Genomic DNA, 17,891 nt, shown 5'->3' with positions numbered 1-17,891 from the left:
GTCCAACAGCGAAAATGTAACGGACCTGGGAGACCCTATTTCGTCAAAATAGGCCGTTTTTTTAGACTAACGGAAACAGTTGCGCCTATTGCTTAGAATTCTCCTACTTTCGCGAGCATTTCTTGGCAATAAGGTCATCTGGTTCCGTTAAAATGACCGAAAGGCCCTTCTGGAGCAAATAAGGTCTCTAGGTTCCGTTAAAACCAAACCGTGTAGGTTTTCGTATAATCTTTGGTTGTACACCATTAATCGACAGCCTCTTATTATCCGTTAGCCCAAAGGTTTTTTGCTTAATTCTTGAGTCTTCTCACATGCGATCCTACCTTTATTTAATCAACGTTCCAATTGGCTATCATCCCTCTCGCCATTTCCATATCGGCTTCTTTCCCTGTAGTAAGTGCGAACTTGGCTACTAGGGCCGGGTAAGCGGCCCATTGTTCGGCGATATGCTCAGACATACGCGGCCAAGTACTGCCCCCTGCTTTCTCATAACGCCTAAGCAAATCCCGCAGCCCCTCATGACCAAAAAGCGCATAAAGGATTACAAAATCTTTGCCCGGGTCTGCAATTTCGGCTTCCGTCCAATCAATTAAGCCCGTTACTTGTTGATTATCATCAACGATAATATGAGGAGGATGCAGATCGCCATGATGAAGCACTGTATACTCCGGCCAGTACGTATCCGTAGATAACCATGCCTTCCATCGATCATACAGCTTGGCGGGAATATTGAAGCTTTGCCGTACTTCCTCGATGTTCGCGGCGAAAGCTTCTCGTGTTTCCGTCGGTGTTTTGTAACGAACACCTGCCCTTGTCGCTTCGCTATGATCGATGTTATGCAATGCCGCTAAGGTGTTTGCTAAAGAATTAAAAAATACATCGGTTAATGAATCCTGAGGGAACTTCCATACATAACCGCCCCCCGCCGGATCAACCGTCGCAATGGGATGCCCGCTAAGCAGAGGATAAGCAATAAGCCCGGGAGTAAAGATACGCCAGTTGGGCACATCCACGGGAAGATGTTTGCCAACCACTTTCAGCACCTTCTGCTCATTCCCCGCCCGCTCCCATACGTCCTTACGTCTTGGTTTGCGAAGAACCCACTCCTGGCCATGCTCATCCTTTGCAAATGCGACAAGGAAATCCATGCCGGATTCGTTTATCTCGAAATAATCGGCGTTCAATTATAGACCATTTTGCTTCGCTATGGTTAGGAGCTCATGCCTTAGATCTCGACCATCGTTAGGTTGTTGTCTTGTCATTAAGAGAACACTCTCCTTTTCGGAAGAAAATAAAAAACACAGACATTGTGATGTCTGTGCAGAAGTAAGCGAAATATAGAGTGCCTATGCGTCCGTTAAGCAAATCCCTTTATAATACGCAAAAATAACCACTCTTAAACAGAGTGACCATTACGAAAAGGCGGACTCACGCGAAGCAGGCAAACCATCCCGATTACTCTGCACAAGACAGAGGAGAAATAACCATTACAATTATTCGCAATGATTTCTCAAATCAGGATTAATCTACCACACGTAACCCTCCATTCGTAATATAACACCATATTATCATATTCAGCTCAAGCTATCCAACATTTTTATAACACCACACCAGCTGATTTGATCGCGGCCCACTGTTCATTAAGAGCGGCTAAAGTTATAGCAGCGGGTTGCCAGATATCCGAAAGCATGGGAGAAAGCAAGATTGGCCATTAATTCCAAACAGCCCGTTTTCGCAAAAACATTGATATCGGAAACCAAACATCAATTATTTACGCTTATGATGAAATCGGTTATTTCACGCATTCATGGCATACTGGATACGCACATAGTGAGGATGTTATACCTTGGAACTTATTAGGTCTTAGCCTCTGTCCTTGTATCAACTGTGTGAATTCTCGAAAAACATCTGAATACACAAATTCGACCGGCGGTCTTATTTCTCTACATTGGGCTAACCCTATCCAAGCTGTCGATGAAACAAAGAGAAATTTGTTTGCATTAACGACCGGCTAATTGATGAAGGCATAAATACATACAGCGAGATTTCATCTAGATATAAAACCTTGAAAGACATGTTTCCGTATGAGGAACCGCCTGACCGTGAAATTAAAGAGAAAGAACGATGTGCTGCTATTGTCAGAGAACTAATGAACTTAGAGAAGAAAGCATTGACCACCATCAAAGAAATCCATACTTGTTTGAAATAGTTGTTGCGACACATCTACTAAAGGAGCTGTCGCGCCGCGACAAGCTCCTAGAAAACTCTATCCATTAGATTAGCCAACGGTATCCAGCCTCGCAGGAGTGCACCGCCGTCTGAATGGTTGCCTACGACCAGGTCGCCTCCGTGTCGCCTGATGATTTTCCGGGAAATGGTCAAGCCTAAACCGACGCCTCCCGTTGAACGATTCCTCGATGCTTCGCCACGATATAGGGGTTCAAAAACTCGTTGAAGCTCCTCCGGTGAGAAACCCTCCCCTGTATCCTGAATTGCAAAGGTCACTTGGCTGCCATCCCTTAAGCATTGGATAAAAATCTTGCCATGGCAAGGGGTATGCCTGACCGCATTATCCAACAAGTTGTTCATGGCTCGCTCCAATAAGTGCGAATCGCCCATGACTACGCAGTCCTGTCCAAAATGCTCCACGATTATAGAAATGTGCTTCTGCCTTGCCAGAGGATTCAGGCTGTCTATAGACTTCTGTAATACAAGGGGAAGATCAACCGTGCTCTCTTGGAGCTCCGCCTCCAAATATTCTGTCTTAGTGAAAGTAAAAAGCTCCTCCACCAGGCGGTCCAATTGGGCCGACTTTTCCTTACAAACCGCCACATACTTTGCGATTTTATCCGGGGAGTGAGCAATGCCTTGCTCCAGACCATCCAAATAACCTCGTAAAGCGAATAAGGGCGTCCGTAAATCATGGGCAACCGCAGTAATGACAAATCGGCGTTCTTCTTCCAATGCCACTTGTTTCTGAATGGATTCTTGGAGACTCTCTACCATCTGTGTAAATCCGTCACGGACTTCAGTAATTTCGGTGACCCGGAACAAAGGCAGGCGGACATCCAAATCCCCCTCCGCGATTTGCCGAACCCCCAGGCTCATTTGCTCAAGAGGCTTGAGAATGAACCTTCGCATCGCATAACCGACAATAATAAAGGCCAGCAGCAATCCTGCGAATGCCGCGATCATCTGTACCCCTCTTGAATTCGGCTGGTAAATGATTACCCTCCCGAGTACGCGTCCGTCCTGAAGGATCGAAAATTGTTCCGTTCGAAGCAATGTACGATTCCGTTCCGGGGTGAATTGAACAATTTCCTGATTGGTTTCGGATAAAATAGCCACACCCATGCCGCTTTCCTGCAACTGTCCTCTCAATTGGTCCTGCCAAACAGGGTCGGCCCAGTTTTCCACATTCGTTTCTATGAGACGGATCGTCTTGGCCAAGTCTCTTTTTTGAGAATCATTCATGTCGAAGCTGAGCGTCTTTGTTTCAATCAAGTGTGCGGTTACGTAAAATAACCATGGCAGCAGGAGGATCAAGAACAAGCTGAGAATGGTAAACGTACGAATGCGAATTGTCTTCATTTCATTCTCCTCTGAAGCGGTAGCCTATACCCCATACGTTGACTATATATTGTGGGTGGACCGGGTCGGGTTCCATTTTCTCACGAAGTCTACTAATATGAACTCGAACGGTATGCTTGTCACCCACTCCATCCCAAAATTTGTCTAGTAATTGGTCGTATGAAAAAACATATTGCGGATGTTCGGCAAACAATCTCAGCAGATCATATTCTTTCGGTGTAAGCGCGATGCTCTGCCCGTCCACGAAAACTTCTCTCGTAGATAAATCCAAAGTAAGGCGTCCATAGTCCAAGACCCTCCTATCGGATCCCATCGGAGAACTGGAGCGTCGTAATACAGCCTTCACTCTGGCCACAATCTCTCCCGGCGAAGCGGTTTTAACTATATAGTCATCTCCTCCAATCGCCAGACCGCGAATCTTGTCTACATCATCGCTGCGAGCACTCAGGAAAAGAATAGGTATGTTGCTTTCCGTGCGGATCTCCCTACATAACTCGAAACCGTTTTGTCCAGGCATCATAATGTCCAGTACGATGCAATGAATGGTCCTCTGCTTAAGTACAGCTAATGCCTGAGCGGCATCATAAGAAGTTTCCACACGAAAACCGTCATTCTCCAGGAAGTCCCTCAATAGTTCGGCAATGCTTTGGTCATCATCGACGACTAGAACCGTCTGTAATTCCTTCATGAACTCCCCCCACCTTTCCCTCCGATGACACTCACCGTTTACTATCCATCCATCCAAGTTCATTTTTAGTTTATCATTTTTTCAATAGGGAATTAGCAACGTTATAGTTTTATGAATGGATTGTGATGGTTTTGTGATAGTTTCGGACCATCGTTTGAGACAATTAAAGGTTATTGTTTCATTATGAATCGATCGTCGGATATCCGCTGCGAATCGAATGCAATGCAATGTTTCGCCTGCATGAAAGGAGAGAACAGATCATGAATGTGCAAATTGTTTTGTTTGATGGATTTGATTTATTGGATGCTCTTGCACCCTATGAAGTATTTACTGCTGCTGCCATGTACTCCAACGAGGAAATAACCGTTGACCTTGTGTCCGCTGAAGGGGCGCGAATGGTAACAAGCGGAGTCAATCAGTTACAGCTTCGAGCAAGCAGTAAACTTGATTTATCCCGCAAAGGGATCATCCTTGTTCCGGGAGCCTCCGGCCCTGTTAATGATAATGGACCCGACTCCATCCCGGTCAAATTAAAAAAAGCCTCTGAGACTGAACTAAGTAATCTTCTACAAGAAGCCATCAAGAGATCCGATCTCTTACTTTCCACAGTTTGTGGCGGCTCTCTCATTTTAGCAATGAACGGTTTATTAGAGGGCCGACATGCCGTTACGCATCATATGGGAATGGGCGTTTTGAGTGCTGCTAACGCTATTCCAGTCAACGCCCGTATTGTAGATGATGGCGATCTCGTCACGGGAGGCGGCGTTACTTCGGGGCTCGATGTTGCCCTTTACTTGGTTGAACGAGAATTAGGCCCCCGTATAGCACTCGCTGTGGAACAATTATTTGAATATGAACGGAGGGGGACGGTTTGGAAAGCTGAAGGTAATGAGCCGAAAGAAAGTCAACAAGAAACTCCCCTTGAAGCGACAAGGGAGCCTTCCTCTTTCCAAACCGATAAGAATGTTAATGTTCAAGGGAAATGGGATACTACCATCTCCACTCCTATTGGAAAGCTTTCCGTTGAATTAGATATAACTTCTGAAGATGGACAAATAGCTGGAACGGCAAAGCAAGGAGAAGAAATTGTCCCTATGGACAAACCTGTGTTAGTAGGGAATCAATTAACGTGGTCCATGAAAGTTACCAAGCCCATGCGTCTTACTTTAAAATTTACCGTGTCTATAGATGGAAATAAGATGCACGGTGCAGCCAAAGCCGGAGTCCTTCCCTCATCCAAATTAATTGGACATCGTATTTCTTAAGATGAAGCTTCTCTAGCATTCAACGGAGGAATAAGCCTAATGAAAAAAACCATTGGAATAACCATTCTAATCATCCCGATCATGTGGGTACTTCATACATTTTCAAAAAACTTTATGATTGATCCTGCTTTCGAAAAATTTATTTCTAATAAAGAGCTGATTCTCGCAGATCCATCCCTATGGATATTCATGATTCGTATTCATATATTGCTGGCTATTCTTTCTCTTCTTACGGGACCATTAGGAGTGATTAGAAGAATACGGGTTAAATCTATCCGGTTCCATCGCTGGAATGGCCGATTGTACGTCTTGTCCATCCTTTTAAATTTCATTCCCGGAGTCTATGTTTCGTTCTTTGCCACAGGGGGATGGCCCAGTACAATAGGGTTTCTAATTTTAAATACATTATGGCTTGGAACTACTATTCTTGGTTATTGGTATATCAAGAGACGACAAGTCATCTTGCATAGTCGGTGGATCACTCGAAGCTTCTTTCTCTGCTTTGCGAATATGACGATTTATATCATTGTAGCCATTGCTCATAACGCAATGAATTTCTCCTATGGGACTGCTTATACGATAGCGGTCTGGTTAAGCTGGGTTCTAAATCTGCTTATAGCCGAACTCATAATAAGACAAAAAACATTCTTATAACAACCGACTCTCTGCTTTGCCATTGTTAAGGACGTTGTTTAATTTTTTTTAGCGTTTCTATATCTCCGCTTACGATCGCGCCAATATACTGATTGATGAGCTCGATATCGAAGTCCCACCATTTAATCTCCAAAAATTCTTGAATGACTTCTTGCGAGAAACGTTGTTTTATTTCCCTGGCCGGATTTCCACCGACAACGGTATAGGGTTCAACATCCTTCACGACCACCGCTTCTGCACTGACGATAGACCCGTCACCGATTCGCACCCCCGGCATAATCGTGGCGCGTCTGCCGATCCAGACGTCATTACCGACAACCGTATCTCCTTTTATCGACAATTGATTTAGAGAAGGGGTGTGTTTCTCCCACCCATGTCCGAAAATATTAAACGGAAAGGTAGATCCATCCATCCTGTGGTTGCCGCCATCCATAAGAAATCTGACTTCAGGAGCGATCGAACAGAACTTCCCGATGATCAATTTTGTCCCGATGACCTCATAATGGTACAATACTTGATCTTCGAACAGCTCTCCATCTAATGCATCGTAATAGGAATAGTCCCCTACAATAATGTTAGGCTTTGTGATTGTGTTCTTAATAAACTGTAAGTTGCGATTTCCCGGTATCGGATACTTTTCATTGGGATTTGGCCCTATCATAAGCATGATCTCCTTCACGATTATTTTTATTCCTTGATCCGTCGAATTCCTCGCACGATTTGATCCCTCTCACACTCTTTCAGTGAATATAGTACAGGTGCCATAGGAATGTCGAACTTCAGATGAGAATGAGGGATTTCCGTCAATAAAGTTCCAATGGGTTGTTGACTATTCTTACTACGTATAACGTTCCAGAAAATTCTGGACCTATTTTCCTCGGTCCCCCATTTTTCAAGCGAGTTGCGAAATAGCAGACATTTCCCGATTACGAAATCATTCTCCTTGAGGGGCTCCGTTGCTTCGAACCCGGCGTCTTCAAGGCTATCGAAGAGTGCAGGCATCAACTGGTCCAAATAGCGCCCATAGGCAGCATCCTCGATTTCACGAAAAGCGATCGTTAGTTCATCAAGCATCGAATCGTATAATGTCTTCCATACCGATTCGATATACTGATTACCTGCCCCGCCAATCTCCTCAATGGTCATGTCGTAACGGAATACTGGTTTTACTGTCATACATACTCCCCCTTAATTGGATTATCTCCATCATACAACATGAAAGCAAATTGGAAGGTTTAGGGGATAAGTTTGCAGGAAATCAATGAATAATCCAGAATAACATTACAACGGTTTTAATGTTTGCGCATTTTGTTACGAAGGTGGAATAACATGGGCTTACGACCAAAAAAACTGGCAGAAAAATACGGGTTAAGCGGCAGCACCCTGCGGAACTACGAAGCGAAGGGGTTAATACCTCCTGCAGATCGATCCGCAAATGGATATCGTATGTATACGGAACGGCATGAAGCTTATCTGGCATGTATTCAAGCCATGGCTGCCGCATTCGGTATGGAAGTAACGAGCGAGGTGATGCATTGTCTTGGGCGAAATGAGTTGGACGATGCATTGTGGATCGTCAGGGATAGGGAGGTCATGCTGCATCGGGAAAAAGCAAGATTAGATCAACTGGTAAGGGAGTTGAAATCATTTTCTGAAGTCAGTCAAGCTTACGACTTTAACCAACATTTCAGCATCCACGAGGTTTCCAGACGGACAGGGGCACCTAAATCGGCAATCCGTTACTGGGAGAAAAGCGGCCTGTTCACTACTGAGCGAGACCCTGATAACGAATACCGTCTTTACAATGAAGCGCATCTCTTTAAAATTAGGATGATTCAGGTACTGCAGAGCTCTGTTTATTCCGAGGAAACCGTAAACTTAAAAAAATCCATTGCACTCTTAGATGTAGAGAACATCGAGCATGCGATGAAGCTTGCTGAAAGTATCCAAGCTCACCTGCACAAAACGATCAAACTCCAGATGCGGGCTCTCTACTTTCTATATCGCTTGATTCAAACATTAGGCTTTACGGAAACAACCGAGGCCCATCTTTAATCGTGTCTCCAGTGCTGGATCAAAAGTCCTCTCTGTACAATTCAATATACTTCATTAGTTCAGCTACACCCTTAAATTGTGCCCTTAGTTTATGGTTTAATCTTTGGAGCGCAAACTGGAACGATTGATCTATTTTTGTTAAACGATTGGTTTCCAGGTCATTTAGAAGGTCTTTCAAGTTTTCAATATAATAAATGGTTTTTCTTAAGCTGCTAATCACCAAGATCTTACGCAGTTCTGATAGGGTGAACATTCTATACCCATTTTCTTTGTCCCGCGTTGAGGTAATCAATCCTTCCTTTCCCAATGCCTGATAGCGGAGGTGTTGACTCCGGCCATTTCCGCTACCTTTCCTATAGTCATTGAATCCGTCAACTTAACATTCCTATATTCCTTAAAATCAGCCTTCTTGACCATACCCAGTATTTCTTCAACTCTTTGTTTCTCTAATTGAATAAGGTGCAGTTGATTATTTACCATCCAAAGTGCATTCGTAATATCGCCATTCTTGATTTGCCTCATGGCATCATAGACCACCGGTATATCATATCCAACCAATAAAGATCGAATGGCAGCAAAAGCTTGAAAATGCACGGGCGTATAGTATCTATGGTTGCCTGCCGTTCTCGGTACATCAGGAATTAAGCCCTGCTCCTCGTATCTCCTTAATGTGGTAGTGCTTACGTTCAATTCATTAGCCACTTGAGTAGGCGTATATGTACTTTCCATAGTCTCCCCCTTCAAAAATTAAAGTGAAACCTTCAAGTGCTACGTTAACATACAAACTTCAAATCCCTAATCCTATCGTTGGCTCGACATGAAAAACCGACAGATTGCATCAATGTTGTATGTTATTAGTATAAACAAGTTGGGAGGGATCCTGATGAAAAAAATGATAACCTTAAATGATGGCTCCAAATTAGAGGTTGGCTTAACTGGAAATTCCTCCGGTAAAGTAATTATGCTGCCCATAGCGAAAAAGTCCGTTTATGGTCAGGAAGCTGAAAACTTAAAATGGTGGGGCGTAGATCCTGAGCTGGGCAAAAACTTTGTTGATGGGCTCTCTGATGAGTTTCAAGTTCTGTATTTTGATTATGAAGGTCACCGTTTAGAGCATCCACAGCCACATGACCTGACACCGGAAAATATTTCAAAAGATTTAATGCACATAGCCGATGAAATGAATGTCGGGAAATTTAGCTATTATGGCTACTCCTGGCTGGCTTTAGTTGGATTACAGCTGGCCATCCGAACCAATCGATTGGAAAGTTTAATTATGGGAGGATTCCCGCCGTATGAAGGGCCGTATAAAGAAATGATGGCCGTAACGACAAAGACTTACGAGCAAGCCTTAGGTAATCGAACCGACAATCAACCCATCTCTGAATATCAAATGGAGGAAAATGCCCCTGGAGAATTCGACTGGAATAACATCCAGGTGCAGATGGATCCAGATCAAACCAAACAATTTTTCACAATGTATAGAAGCTTAATGGATTTCGACGACAAGAAAATTCAAAATGAACTGAGCATTCCCAGACTTACATTCGCCGGAGAAAAAGATACGATTGTTTATGGAGAGAACTTTGGCAATGTATCTGTCGATATCATCGGTTTATTGCAAAAAAATGAAAAGATATTAAAACAGCTTGGCTGGGACGTAGAAATATTAAGGGGAGAGGACATGGACCATACAAAAGCAATGCAGCCTGCAGCCGTTCTGCCCTTGATTAAACCTTGGTTAATTGACAAGTTATTGACCTAGTGCAGTTCAGTAAAGAGCTAATCGGTTTTAATATCGACGTAGCTCTTTCCGCATTCTCCACTGGGCTTGGGTCCTTTATGATGAAAATGGATGGATTTTCAAGGAAGAATAGAGTTAAATTGCTTCAATAGTGTGAAATTTGAAAACTAGATGGATTTCATACAGTTAGATTTCTATATTCAGAAGAAATATGGAAACTAACTGGAAAACCTACAGCTAGTTTGCGCCAAAACAGCCGTTTCGCCCAAAGTTGCCCATTTTAACTGTAGTTTATCCAGTTAGTTTGATCATTTTCGCCCATTCGCTTGAATCTACCTGTACAAAATACAGTTAGACGTGCCGCTCCGCTTGCAACGATGCCTGCAGACGGTAAAATAGACGGATTTTCAAGGTAGTTGTCAGTAATTATTATTATCGTCTCCCGCTAGTTGACGATTATGGAGTATTCAGCAGCTTAAATTACTCCATAATCGTATAATCTGCATATGGCCTCTAGGGTAATTCGACCACGCCACTCCAATTCGGAAACAGGCCCTGGAGCTTCCCAACTAATAGGCCACCCGCCATCCGGCAATTGTTGTTTCGTAAGTTAATTGGTCTATCCTTATCCGCTTCCGCTTGGATTTCACCGAATACTTCCAAACCATGTAAGTATTCTCTTATTGTATCATTAAGCTTAACTGCCTGTTAGTTCAGAAAGGGGATTGCATAAATAAACGCCAAGGCACTGCCGCCCCTTGATATCTCGATGCATCTAGATCTCTTATCCAACCCCGTTGAAATAGGCATTGTCCGGCTCCTCTATGTGTGCTAGAATGGGTACTTATTAAAGAAGTTTAATAAGTTATGGTGGTGAAGATCATCAAGCGGCCTTTTGTTAATCCGAAAATGATGGGCGAAATGATTCGCCATCAGATTCGTGCAACACTCTACAGCGTTAAGGAATCGACCAAGGTTGAGCTTGCTCAGAGCACGGGCATCAGCTTTCCTACTATTAGTAAGACTCTCGATGAAATGAATGATTCCGGAGAGGTGCTGCTAACGGGGTTGGGCTTGTCCAGCGGCGGCAGACGGCCGAAAACCTATAAGTTGAACCCCGACTATATGACGGGTCTTGCCGTATGCCTGGAGAAAGATTTCTCCTCCTACTTAATACTCAACTACGAGGGAGACATCATCGGCCGGGAGACGCTTCCCGGTGTGCTGCAAGCCGGTCCGGAGCTCTTGACCGAACAAATCGAGATATTTCTGGCACGGTTCCCCTCCATGCGTGTTCTTACGCTGGGCGTCCCCGGCGCGGTGAATAACGGCCGCGTGTCCCACATGCCAGATTACGAGAGGTTTAAAGATTTCAACTTCAGGACCTTTTACGAAGAGCGGTTTTCCCTTCGGGTCCAGGTTGAAAATGACATGAATACCACGGTTATCGGCTATTATGACTCCATAGGCAGCGATGACTCGCTCTCTCTTGTGTACTTATACTTGGGCAAGAACGGACCGGGTGCCGGTATTATTGTAAATGGGCATGTTGTGAGAGGCGGAACCTTTTTTTCAGGTGAGGTTTCCTACGTGCCGCTATCCGATACGCAGAACTTCATGCAGATGATTGATGCTGCTTCTGCCATACAGGACAGCAATCAGAGCCGTTCGAAGCTTATGGAGGCTATAAGTCGTCTCGTCGCCGTCTTCACAGCCACTATCAATCCGCATATCATCATTTTCTGCAGCACGGAGCTAACTAACCTTGATCTGGTGCAAATCCGAAACAGGGGCGCTTCGCTGGTGCCGGAAGAGAATCTGCCGAAGCTTGTTGTTAGCGACTGGAAGCAGGATTATTTTCACGGACTGCATCAATTAACCGTAGGAAGTATGCTGGCAGCGGATTAAGGACTGCCGGTTTAGGAGGAAATACATGAACCATTCATTAGACCGTCGTCAAATTCATTTATGGCGTATCGCCATTTATTTCATTTTTGCACTGCCCGGGTTCACCATAGCATCATGGGTTTCGCGTACGCCGGCGATTCGGGATACTCTAGGGGCAACAACGGCGCAGATGGGCTGGATTATTTTGGGAATGGCCGTTGGCTCTATCATCGGTCTACTGGTTGCCAGTCATCTTATTGCTCATAAGGGCGGACGCTTTGTCATGGTCGCGGGCTTGATGATCAGCTGCGTTGGACTTGTAGTCATAGGTCTGGGCGGGTCATGGCTGGCTAACGGCATCACCGTGTTTGTCGGGTTGGCCGTCTTCGGCTTCGGGAACGGAATATGCGATGTGGCGATGAACGTTGAGGGAACGGCCGTGGAGAGAGCTGCTCATAAGTCGCTCCTAACCGGTTTTCATGCCGCCTTCAGCGTAGGTACGCTGCTTGGCGCATTGGCCGGATCGGCTGCCATTAAGGCCGGTATATCGGTCCCTGTCCACATGGCGATTGCCGTGGTAGTTATCATTCTGTCGATTCTATTTCTATACCGTCTCGTACCTGCGGGCACCGGGAAGGAGACTGCCGGCGATACGATGGCTCCGCCAATGAGCGCCAGGGAACGCATGTCCGTATGGAAAGAGCGGCGTACGGTTCTGATCGGAATCATTGTGTTTGGAATGGCTTTTGCGGAGGGCTCCGCCAATGACTGGCTGCCGCTTATTATGGTGGACGGCTACAAGACTACGCCTGCCATGGGATCATTCGCTTTCGGCCTATTTGTGGCCGCGATGACGATTGGCCGGGCATCAGGCGACATGCTGCTTGACCGGTTCGGCAGAGTGGCCGTTCTGCGGGCATCTGCGCTTCTAGCGATTGCGGGACTGCTTATCGTTATATTGGGGCAGAATTACACAGTAGCTGCGCTCGGAATTGTGCTTTGGGGACTTGGCGCGGCATTTGGCTTTCCGGTGGGGTTATCCGCTGCCGGAGACGATCCGCGCGGAGTTGCGGCAAGAGTAAGCGCAGTAGCGACGGTCGGTTACCTCGCATCCCTGGTCGGGCCGCCTTTTCTGGGGCTTATCGGCGAATCGGTCGGCCTGCTTCGCGCCCTGTTTATTGTGCTTATCGCGGTAACCGCCGCCGGGTTGCTGTCACAAGCGGCGAAGCCCATTGGTGAGCAGAAGCAAAATCCATGAAACGGGAATCGGACGGGTTAGTTAAGAAAAGGCAGCTGATCAAAAAAGGTCGGCTGCCTTCAATGTTTTTAAACCTTCAAGAGGGTAAGGATTGTTGAAGCGTCAATTACTCAAACTGCTAAACGGTCCATTTATACTACATCTGAATCGACTCAATCATCTCTTGAACGGCCTTCTGCCAATCGTCCTTCTCATTGGCTGGAGCAGTAAAATCAATCTCAAGAAGTGCGCCGTCTAATTCTGCCCAAGCCACGAAATGATAAGTACCTTCACCCTTCTTGGAGGGAATAATGACTTCATTGATCGCAATGTGCTTCCCATGAACGAGCTGCGTCTCATCCTTCAACCACTCTAGCTTGTCTCCTTCACTGTCTTGTTCCATAACTGCCCTCATCTTCAATCGTGCCCCATCGATTCCAGCATCGCTCATCATTTGCTCCGGATCATGCTTCATCTCGAGCTTAACTTTGTTATGGCTATCCGTATAGACGAGCTTCGCGTTCGATGTCTCATTCGATTGTACCTCTAATCCCTGTGGAAGCTTCAGTGACATCTTGTTCGAGAACACTTTGGTCATTCCTGGCTCAGCAGCCTCATTTTCCGTATGGTTATTATCCTTTTCCTCTTGACCTTGTTCCTGTTGCTCATGCTCCGCAGTCAATGCGGCCCTGTTCTCCCCAGCCTCCTTCTCTTTGCTGCCTGGGAAACTGCAAGCAGAAATACTTGCTGTTATAACGGCGGTTATCAAACATACAGCTATCCATTTTCTCACTTTGAATTATTCCTTTCTTTTCGGATTTCAATTTGGAATTTGAATTGCCGTCTACTCATTTAAGTAGGTTGTTACACGGTTTGCGACCAATTCCGCAACCGCTTGTGCCGATTTCTGACCGTTAAAATAAGCCTTCGCTTCCTCTTCAATGATTTGTTGAATCTTCGACTCATTCTTTTGCGGCGTGGTCGCATCGGCCAGCATCTGCTTGATCATGTCGATGTCTGCCTTCTGGACCGGGATCACGGATCCCAAGGGCGACTCGATAGCGCCTTTGTCTTCAAGATCCTTTAACGTCTTCTCGTTTACCTTTTTATTGAGAGAAAACCCTTGTAATCCAGGCATGGTCTGCATTTCTTCGGACAATAAGAACTTCAAGAAATCCCACGCTTCCGCCTGCACTTTCGAATTCCTATTTATTCCTAAGTTCTTATGCATCAAGAAGGTGACTCCTGCCTGTTGCCCGGCCGCGAGCGGCTTGCGATAGATCTTCCCTTGCTCATAGAACATCGCAGGCCCTTCGAAATAATCTTCAGGCGATAGGATCAAAGCGGGTGCAAAAAAATAATCTCCTGCATTAACTTCCGCATCCGTAACCACCTTTTCCGCATACATCGTTTTCACTTGCTCCATCAGTCCAACGAATGCACTGGTATCGAAGCTGGCAGGGCGCTTCTCTTCATGGACAATGCGAGTATAGTTGTCGACGAACAGAATGTTCAACATCCGCTCAGGCGGCGTATTCCCCATCGAATACGTGTGCCCGCCGGATGCCGCCAGACGTTTGCCCACCTCTGTGAACTCCCCCCATGTCCACGTGCTGTCATCGAATTTCACGCCGGATTGCTCAATTGCCTTAGCATCGCCCATAAGACTGTCCAGGAAGAACCGCAGTGGCAGCGAATAGAGCCCCCCTCTCATCTTGGCCCCGTCCAGGATATTCATCTCATACAAGTTGGAATCAAAGTCAGGGTCCTGCTTCATCAACTCGCTCAAGTTCACAAGCGCTTGCTTGTCTACGTATTTCTCAACCGGCAGACCGCTCACATCCAGGGCGATCAAATCGGCCCCTTTGCCGGACAATAGCTCTGTATTGGTGGTCTTCACATATTTCTCGAGATCACCTTCTTGATTGGAGCCCTCCCCTCCGCCGTATTCCTTGATTTGAATATCCACATCGGGATGCTGCTCTTCATACTTTTTCTCTGCCAGAGAATACATAGGATCCGCTTGCAATACGGAAAAGACAACGATTTTCTTCCCGTTTTGTTCCTGCTGACCTTCTCGCTTCGCCTCACCGGCCTGTCCGCCGGCACATGCCGCCAACGTCATCGTTATTACAACGATTAAGCTAAGTACACCGCTTTTTTTCATCCTAACCACTCCTCTACATTCTCTATGCGATCGACCGATACGGCCCAAGCGCATTAGACCCTTACGCGTTGACCTTCTGCTAGCGGTTCACTGCTCTCGACAATGATGCGATCCTTCATGGATATCCCTTGTAATACCAGGGTTTCTTGGCCATTCGTCCCCCCTAATTGGACGGGAGCCTTACGAACAATAAAGGTATTGCCCAGCGGACCTGAATGCTCATCGATAACAAGCACATAGCTGTCCTTCCCTTCCCGATGAATCGCTTGGTTCAATACGAGCATGCCACCATCGGTCTTCTCCGATTGTGTCAATTCCACGCTCACGAGGTCATTCGCTTGAACATTCGGATGTTGGACCTTCACAACGACCCGTTGACCCGAATCCGTCTGAGATACAGCCCCTCCCGCTCCCTCTTGGGGGGAGTCCCTCCATCAATGCCTGTCATCGGACGAATATCGGTAATGATTCCTTCAACTGGGACACTTACCCCCTCATGCTCGATCTGAACGTTCATCTTCTCTTCGGTACGCAATTTCCGACCCATGGCATCCGGGATGACAATCTCGAATTGATAGCCTTGCTGGCTACTCGCTACGCTGATATCCGGCCCGCCTCTCCCCGACGGCAGCTCCGGCGTCGCACGTATCTGTGTCACGATACCGTCGAAAGGCGCGATGATGCGTTTGCGATCAAGCGCCTCCGATTGCATCGCGCTCAATTTCCGCTCCTGAACACCAATGGCTAATCGCGCACTTTCTAATTCCCGCTTCGAGCGGCGTGCCTGTATCTCGTCGTTATTTTGTACGGCTTCAATATAATCATCTTGCAAGTCAACTAACGTTAGCTGCTGTTGTGCAAGGCCTGCCTGTATATCCAGGATTTCCCGCTCAGCAGCAGGATTCTCATAGGTGATTAACGTCTGCCCCTTCGCCACGTGATCCCCCTCTTTCACATGAACCTCCTTAATGGACCATTCCGCCCGGTTCGATAAATCGACATGCTGCCGAGGCATCAGCCTGGCCGTGCCACGCCACGTGGTTACTAACGCTCCTTCCCTCGCTAGTTCCGTTCGCACCTTCGGCAGATTTAACGTCAACAATGTATTGCTCGCGAGGGTAAGGAAAAGGAGCACGCTGAAGAACAGACCGGAGAGCCACACTAGTTTTCGTTTCTTTCTTGCTTCGACCGCTTCTGTAAACCCTGCAGCCATCCTATCCCTCCTCTCCTGAGCTACCCTTTGATCCCCGACATCTGAATCCCTTCGATAAAATAAGACTCCGCATATAAAAACAGGAGAACCATCGGCGTCATATAGATTAGCGATGCGGCAAAGCCGATGCCTTGGGCTTCCTTATGAATTCTGGATAAATAAGCGATAATGGCTGCTTAAACGCATCCTCCAAGAAAATTAAGGGCTGCTCGACCATATTCCAATAATCAACGAAGAGCAAGACGATCAGCGCAGCAATCCCCGGCTTCATCAAAGGCAGCATAATCCGATAGAAAATGCGGTAATGACCGGCGCCATCGAGCTGTGCCGCTTCAACCAGCGCATAGGGAATCGACAGCATAAATTGTCTCAGCATGAACACACCGAATGCCGCGAATATCCCCGGCAGAATAATCGCGCTAGCCATGTTCAGCAATCCCAGCTTGTCGGCAATAATATAATTCGGAACCAAGGTCACCTGGAAAGGCATTAACATCGTCACCAAGTAAACCCGAAACCAGCCTTCTCTCCCCTTGAACCGGAGCTTGGCAAAAGCGTACGCTGCCAGCGCTCTTACAACCGTCTGTCCCGCAATGATCGCCACGACCATCGCGACGGAATTCCATAACATGAACAAATACGTCGGCGTATCCAGCAGCACGTTCCCGTACTGCTCGAAGGACAGCCAATCCGGGATGAGCTTCAGATTCACGAATTGTGCAGGCTCCCCTTGCGTAGTGACCGGCATCTTACCAACCAGTTCGTAATTACCGCGAATTTCATGCTCCGTCATGAGCGAGTTTGTGAAAGTAATCACAATAGGAAAAAGCATCATGAGCCCGATACACGCCATCACCAGCGTGACCGGTAGGTTCCGAACGAAACCCCTGTTTTTCATTCTTCCTCCCGTATCATTCCATAAATTGTGTATACCGCTTCTCTAACCGAAGAAGCATAGTCACGATGATATAGATACCTATCGCCATAAGCGTCGCAGCCGCAGACAGCTTCTGTACATCCATCGCGAGGAACATATTGTTCATAAAATGCTGAAGCGTATAGATGCTGTCATGCGGATAATCTCCTGCGATCAGGTACGTTTCACGGAATATTTTGAACGTATTCATAATCGACATCAGGACGACGAAGACCATCGTCGGCGTCAAATAAACAAGTGTTATTCCATAACATTGGAACCACTAGTACTGGGCATTAAACGCGGACAATGACATTTTCGTAAGGACGGGAGGGGATCGCATCAAAAAAATCCATTGTCCATTCCTTGGGGCAACGATGCTTTAGCAAATTGGGATAAGTTATGTCCTTATAATTGTGTAAAAAGAAAGAGGTCACTAGAATCCCTCATGGTACAATGTTTTCAACCACGAAA

Annotated in this window: 14 protein-coding genes and 4 pseudogenes; 6 read left to right on the top strand and 12 right to left on the bottom strand. The window is 46.3% G+C overall.

Annotated elements, in window-relative coordinates; all coding sequences use genetic code 11:
* Nucleotides 1-329: 329 nt before the first annotated feature.
* The 3 genes and pseudogenes from ACTHRH_RS21095 to ACTHRH_RS21085 all read right to left on the bottom strand — a co-directional run bounded on the left by ACTHRH_RS21095 (nt 330) and on the right by ACTHRH_RS21085 (nt 4,279).
* A pseudogene (locus tag ACTHRH_RS21095) lies at nt 330-1,262 on the bottom strand (macrolide 2'-phosphotransferase).
* 994 nt (nt 1,263-2,256) lie between these two features.
* The gene (locus ACTHRH_RS21090; protein ID WP_379289667.1) at nt 2,257-3,591 is read right to left on the bottom strand and encodes a sensor histidine kinase; all 1,335 of its coding nucleotides are present in this window, start codon (nt 3,589-3,591) and stop codon (nt 2,257-2,259) included.
* Between the two features lies 1 nt (nt 3,592).
* On the bottom strand, nt 3,593-4,279 hold the full coding sequence (locus ACTHRH_RS21085) for a response regulator transcription factor (RefSeq protein WP_379289669.1): 687 nt from the start codon (nt 4,277-4,279) through the stop codon (nt 3,593-3,595).
* Nucleotides 4,280-4,539: 260 nt separating this feature from the next.
* On the opposite strand from ACTHRH_RS21085, the gene ACTHRH_RS21080 reads away from it, so the two are divergent.
* On the top strand, nt 4,540-5,544 hold the full coding sequence (locus ACTHRH_RS21080; RefSeq protein WP_379289671.1) for a DJ-1/PfpI family protein: 1,005 nt from the start codon (nt 4,540-4,542) through the stop codon (nt 5,542-5,544).
* A 39-nt stretch (nt 5,545-5,583) separates the two neighbouring features.
* Nucleotides 5,584-6,198 carry a DUF2306 domain-containing protein gene (locus ACTHRH_RS21075; protein ID WP_379289673.1) on the top strand — a complete coding sequence of 205 codons (615 nt, stop codon included), beginning with the start codon at nt 5,584-5,586 and terminating at the stop codon, nt 6,196-6,198.
* Between the two features lie 25 nt (nt 6,199-6,223).
* On the opposite strand, the gene vat(I) is transcribed toward ACTHRH_RS21075, so the two are convergent.
* Nucleotides 6,224-6,865 (bottom strand): streptogramin A O-acetyltransferase Vat(I), encoded by a 642-nt coding sequence (vat(I), locus tag ACTHRH_RS21070; protein WP_379289694.1) that lies wholly within the window; start codon nt 6,863-6,865, stop codon nt 6,224-6,226.
* Nucleotides 6,866-6,885: 20 nt separating this feature from the next.
* Entirely contained in the window at nt 6,886-7,374 is a 489-nt protein-coding gene (locus ACTHRH_RS21065; protein WP_379289675.1) for a DUF6022 family protein, read from the bottom strand.
* A gap of 153 nt (nt 7,375-7,527) precedes the next feature.
* Here ACTHRH_RS21065 and ACTHRH_RS21060 point away from each other — a divergent pair, with 153 nt between their 5' ends.
* Nucleotides 7,528-8,253, top strand: a complete 726-nt coding sequence (locus tag ACTHRH_RS21060; protein ID WP_379289677.1) for a MerR family transcriptional regulator — start codon at nt 7,528-7,530, stop codon at nt 8,251-8,253.
* Between the two features lie 19 nt (nt 8,254-8,272).
* Here ACTHRH_RS21060 and ACTHRH_RS21055 read toward each other — a convergent pair.
* Nucleotides 8,273-8,982 (bottom strand): annotated as a pseudogene (locus ACTHRH_RS21055) (MerR family DNA-binding transcriptional regulator).
* A gap of 154 nt (nt 8,983-9,136) precedes the next feature.
* Between ACTHRH_RS21055 and ACTHRH_RS21050 the strand changes: the two are divergent.
* From ACTHRH_RS21050 to ACTHRH_RS21040, 3 genes are all read left to right on the top strand, one after another.
* Entirely contained in the window at nt 9,137-10,018 is an 882-nt protein-coding gene (locus ACTHRH_RS21050) for an alpha/beta fold hydrolase (RefSeq protein ID WP_440417528.1), read from the top strand.
* A gap of 846 nt (nt 10,019-10,864) precedes the next feature.
* Nucleotides 10,865-11,905: an ROK family protein gene (locus ACTHRH_RS21045; RefSeq protein WP_379289683.1), complete on the top strand. Its 1,041-nt coding sequence runs from the start codon at nt 10,865-10,867 to the stop codon at nt 11,903-11,905.
* Nucleotides 11,906-11,930: 25 nt separating this feature from the next.
* The gene (locus ACTHRH_RS21040) at nt 11,931-13,142 is read left to right on the top strand and encodes an MFS transporter (protein WP_440417526.1); all 1,212 of its coding nucleotides are present in this window, start codon (nt 11,931-11,933) and stop codon (nt 13,140-13,142) included.
* Nucleotides 13,143-13,278: 136 nt separating this feature from the next.
* Here ACTHRH_RS21040 and ACTHRH_RS21035 read toward each other — a convergent pair whose 3' ends face one another.
* The 6 genes and pseudogenes from ACTHRH_RS21035 to ACTHRH_RS21010 form a co-directional block, all read right to left on the bottom strand.
* Complete coding sequence (locus ACTHRH_RS21035; protein ID WP_440417524.1) at nt 13,279-13,914, bottom strand: hypothetical protein; 636 nt, start codon at nt 13,912-13,914, stop codon at nt 13,279-13,281.
* A gap of 51 nt (nt 13,915-13,965) precedes the next feature.
* Nucleotides 13,966-15,288, bottom strand: coding sequence for an ABC transporter substrate-binding protein (locus ACTHRH_RS21030; RefSeq protein ID WP_440417522.1), 1,323 nt, complete (start codon nt 15,286-15,288; stop codon nt 13,966-13,968).
* 53 nt (nt 15,289-15,341) lie between these two features.
* Nucleotides 15,342-15,653, bottom strand: a complete 312-nt coding sequence (locus tag ACTHRH_RS21025; RefSeq protein ID WP_440417520.1) for a hypothetical protein — start codon at nt 15,651-15,653, stop codon at nt 15,342-15,344.
* On the bottom strand, nt 15,650-16,390 hold the full coding sequence (locus ACTHRH_RS21020) for an efflux RND transporter periplasmic adaptor subunit (RefSeq protein ID WP_440417518.1): 741 nt from the start codon (nt 16,388-16,390) through the stop codon (nt 15,650-15,652). Before ACTHRH_RS21020 ends, ACTHRH_RS21025 begins: the two co-directional genes overlap by 4 nt.
* Before the next feature lie 131 nt (nt 16,391-16,521).
* Nucleotides 16,522-17,399: pseudogene (locus ACTHRH_RS21015) on the bottom strand (carbohydrate ABC transporter permease).
* 13 nt (nt 17,400-17,412) lie between these two features.
* A pseudogene (locus ACTHRH_RS21010) lies at nt 17,413-17,694 on the bottom strand (sugar ABC transporter permease); the annotation flags it as partial.
* Between the last annotated feature and the right edge of the window lie 197 nt (nt 17,695-17,891).

The sequence above is a fragment of the Paenibacillus sp. SAFN-117 genome, from assembly GCF_051966115.1.
Classification (GTDB): Bacteria; Bacillota; Bacilli; order Paenibacillales; family NBRC-103111; genus Paenibacillus_L; species Paenibacillus_L residui.
This window is presented reverse-complemented; position numbering and strand designations above follow the sequence as displayed.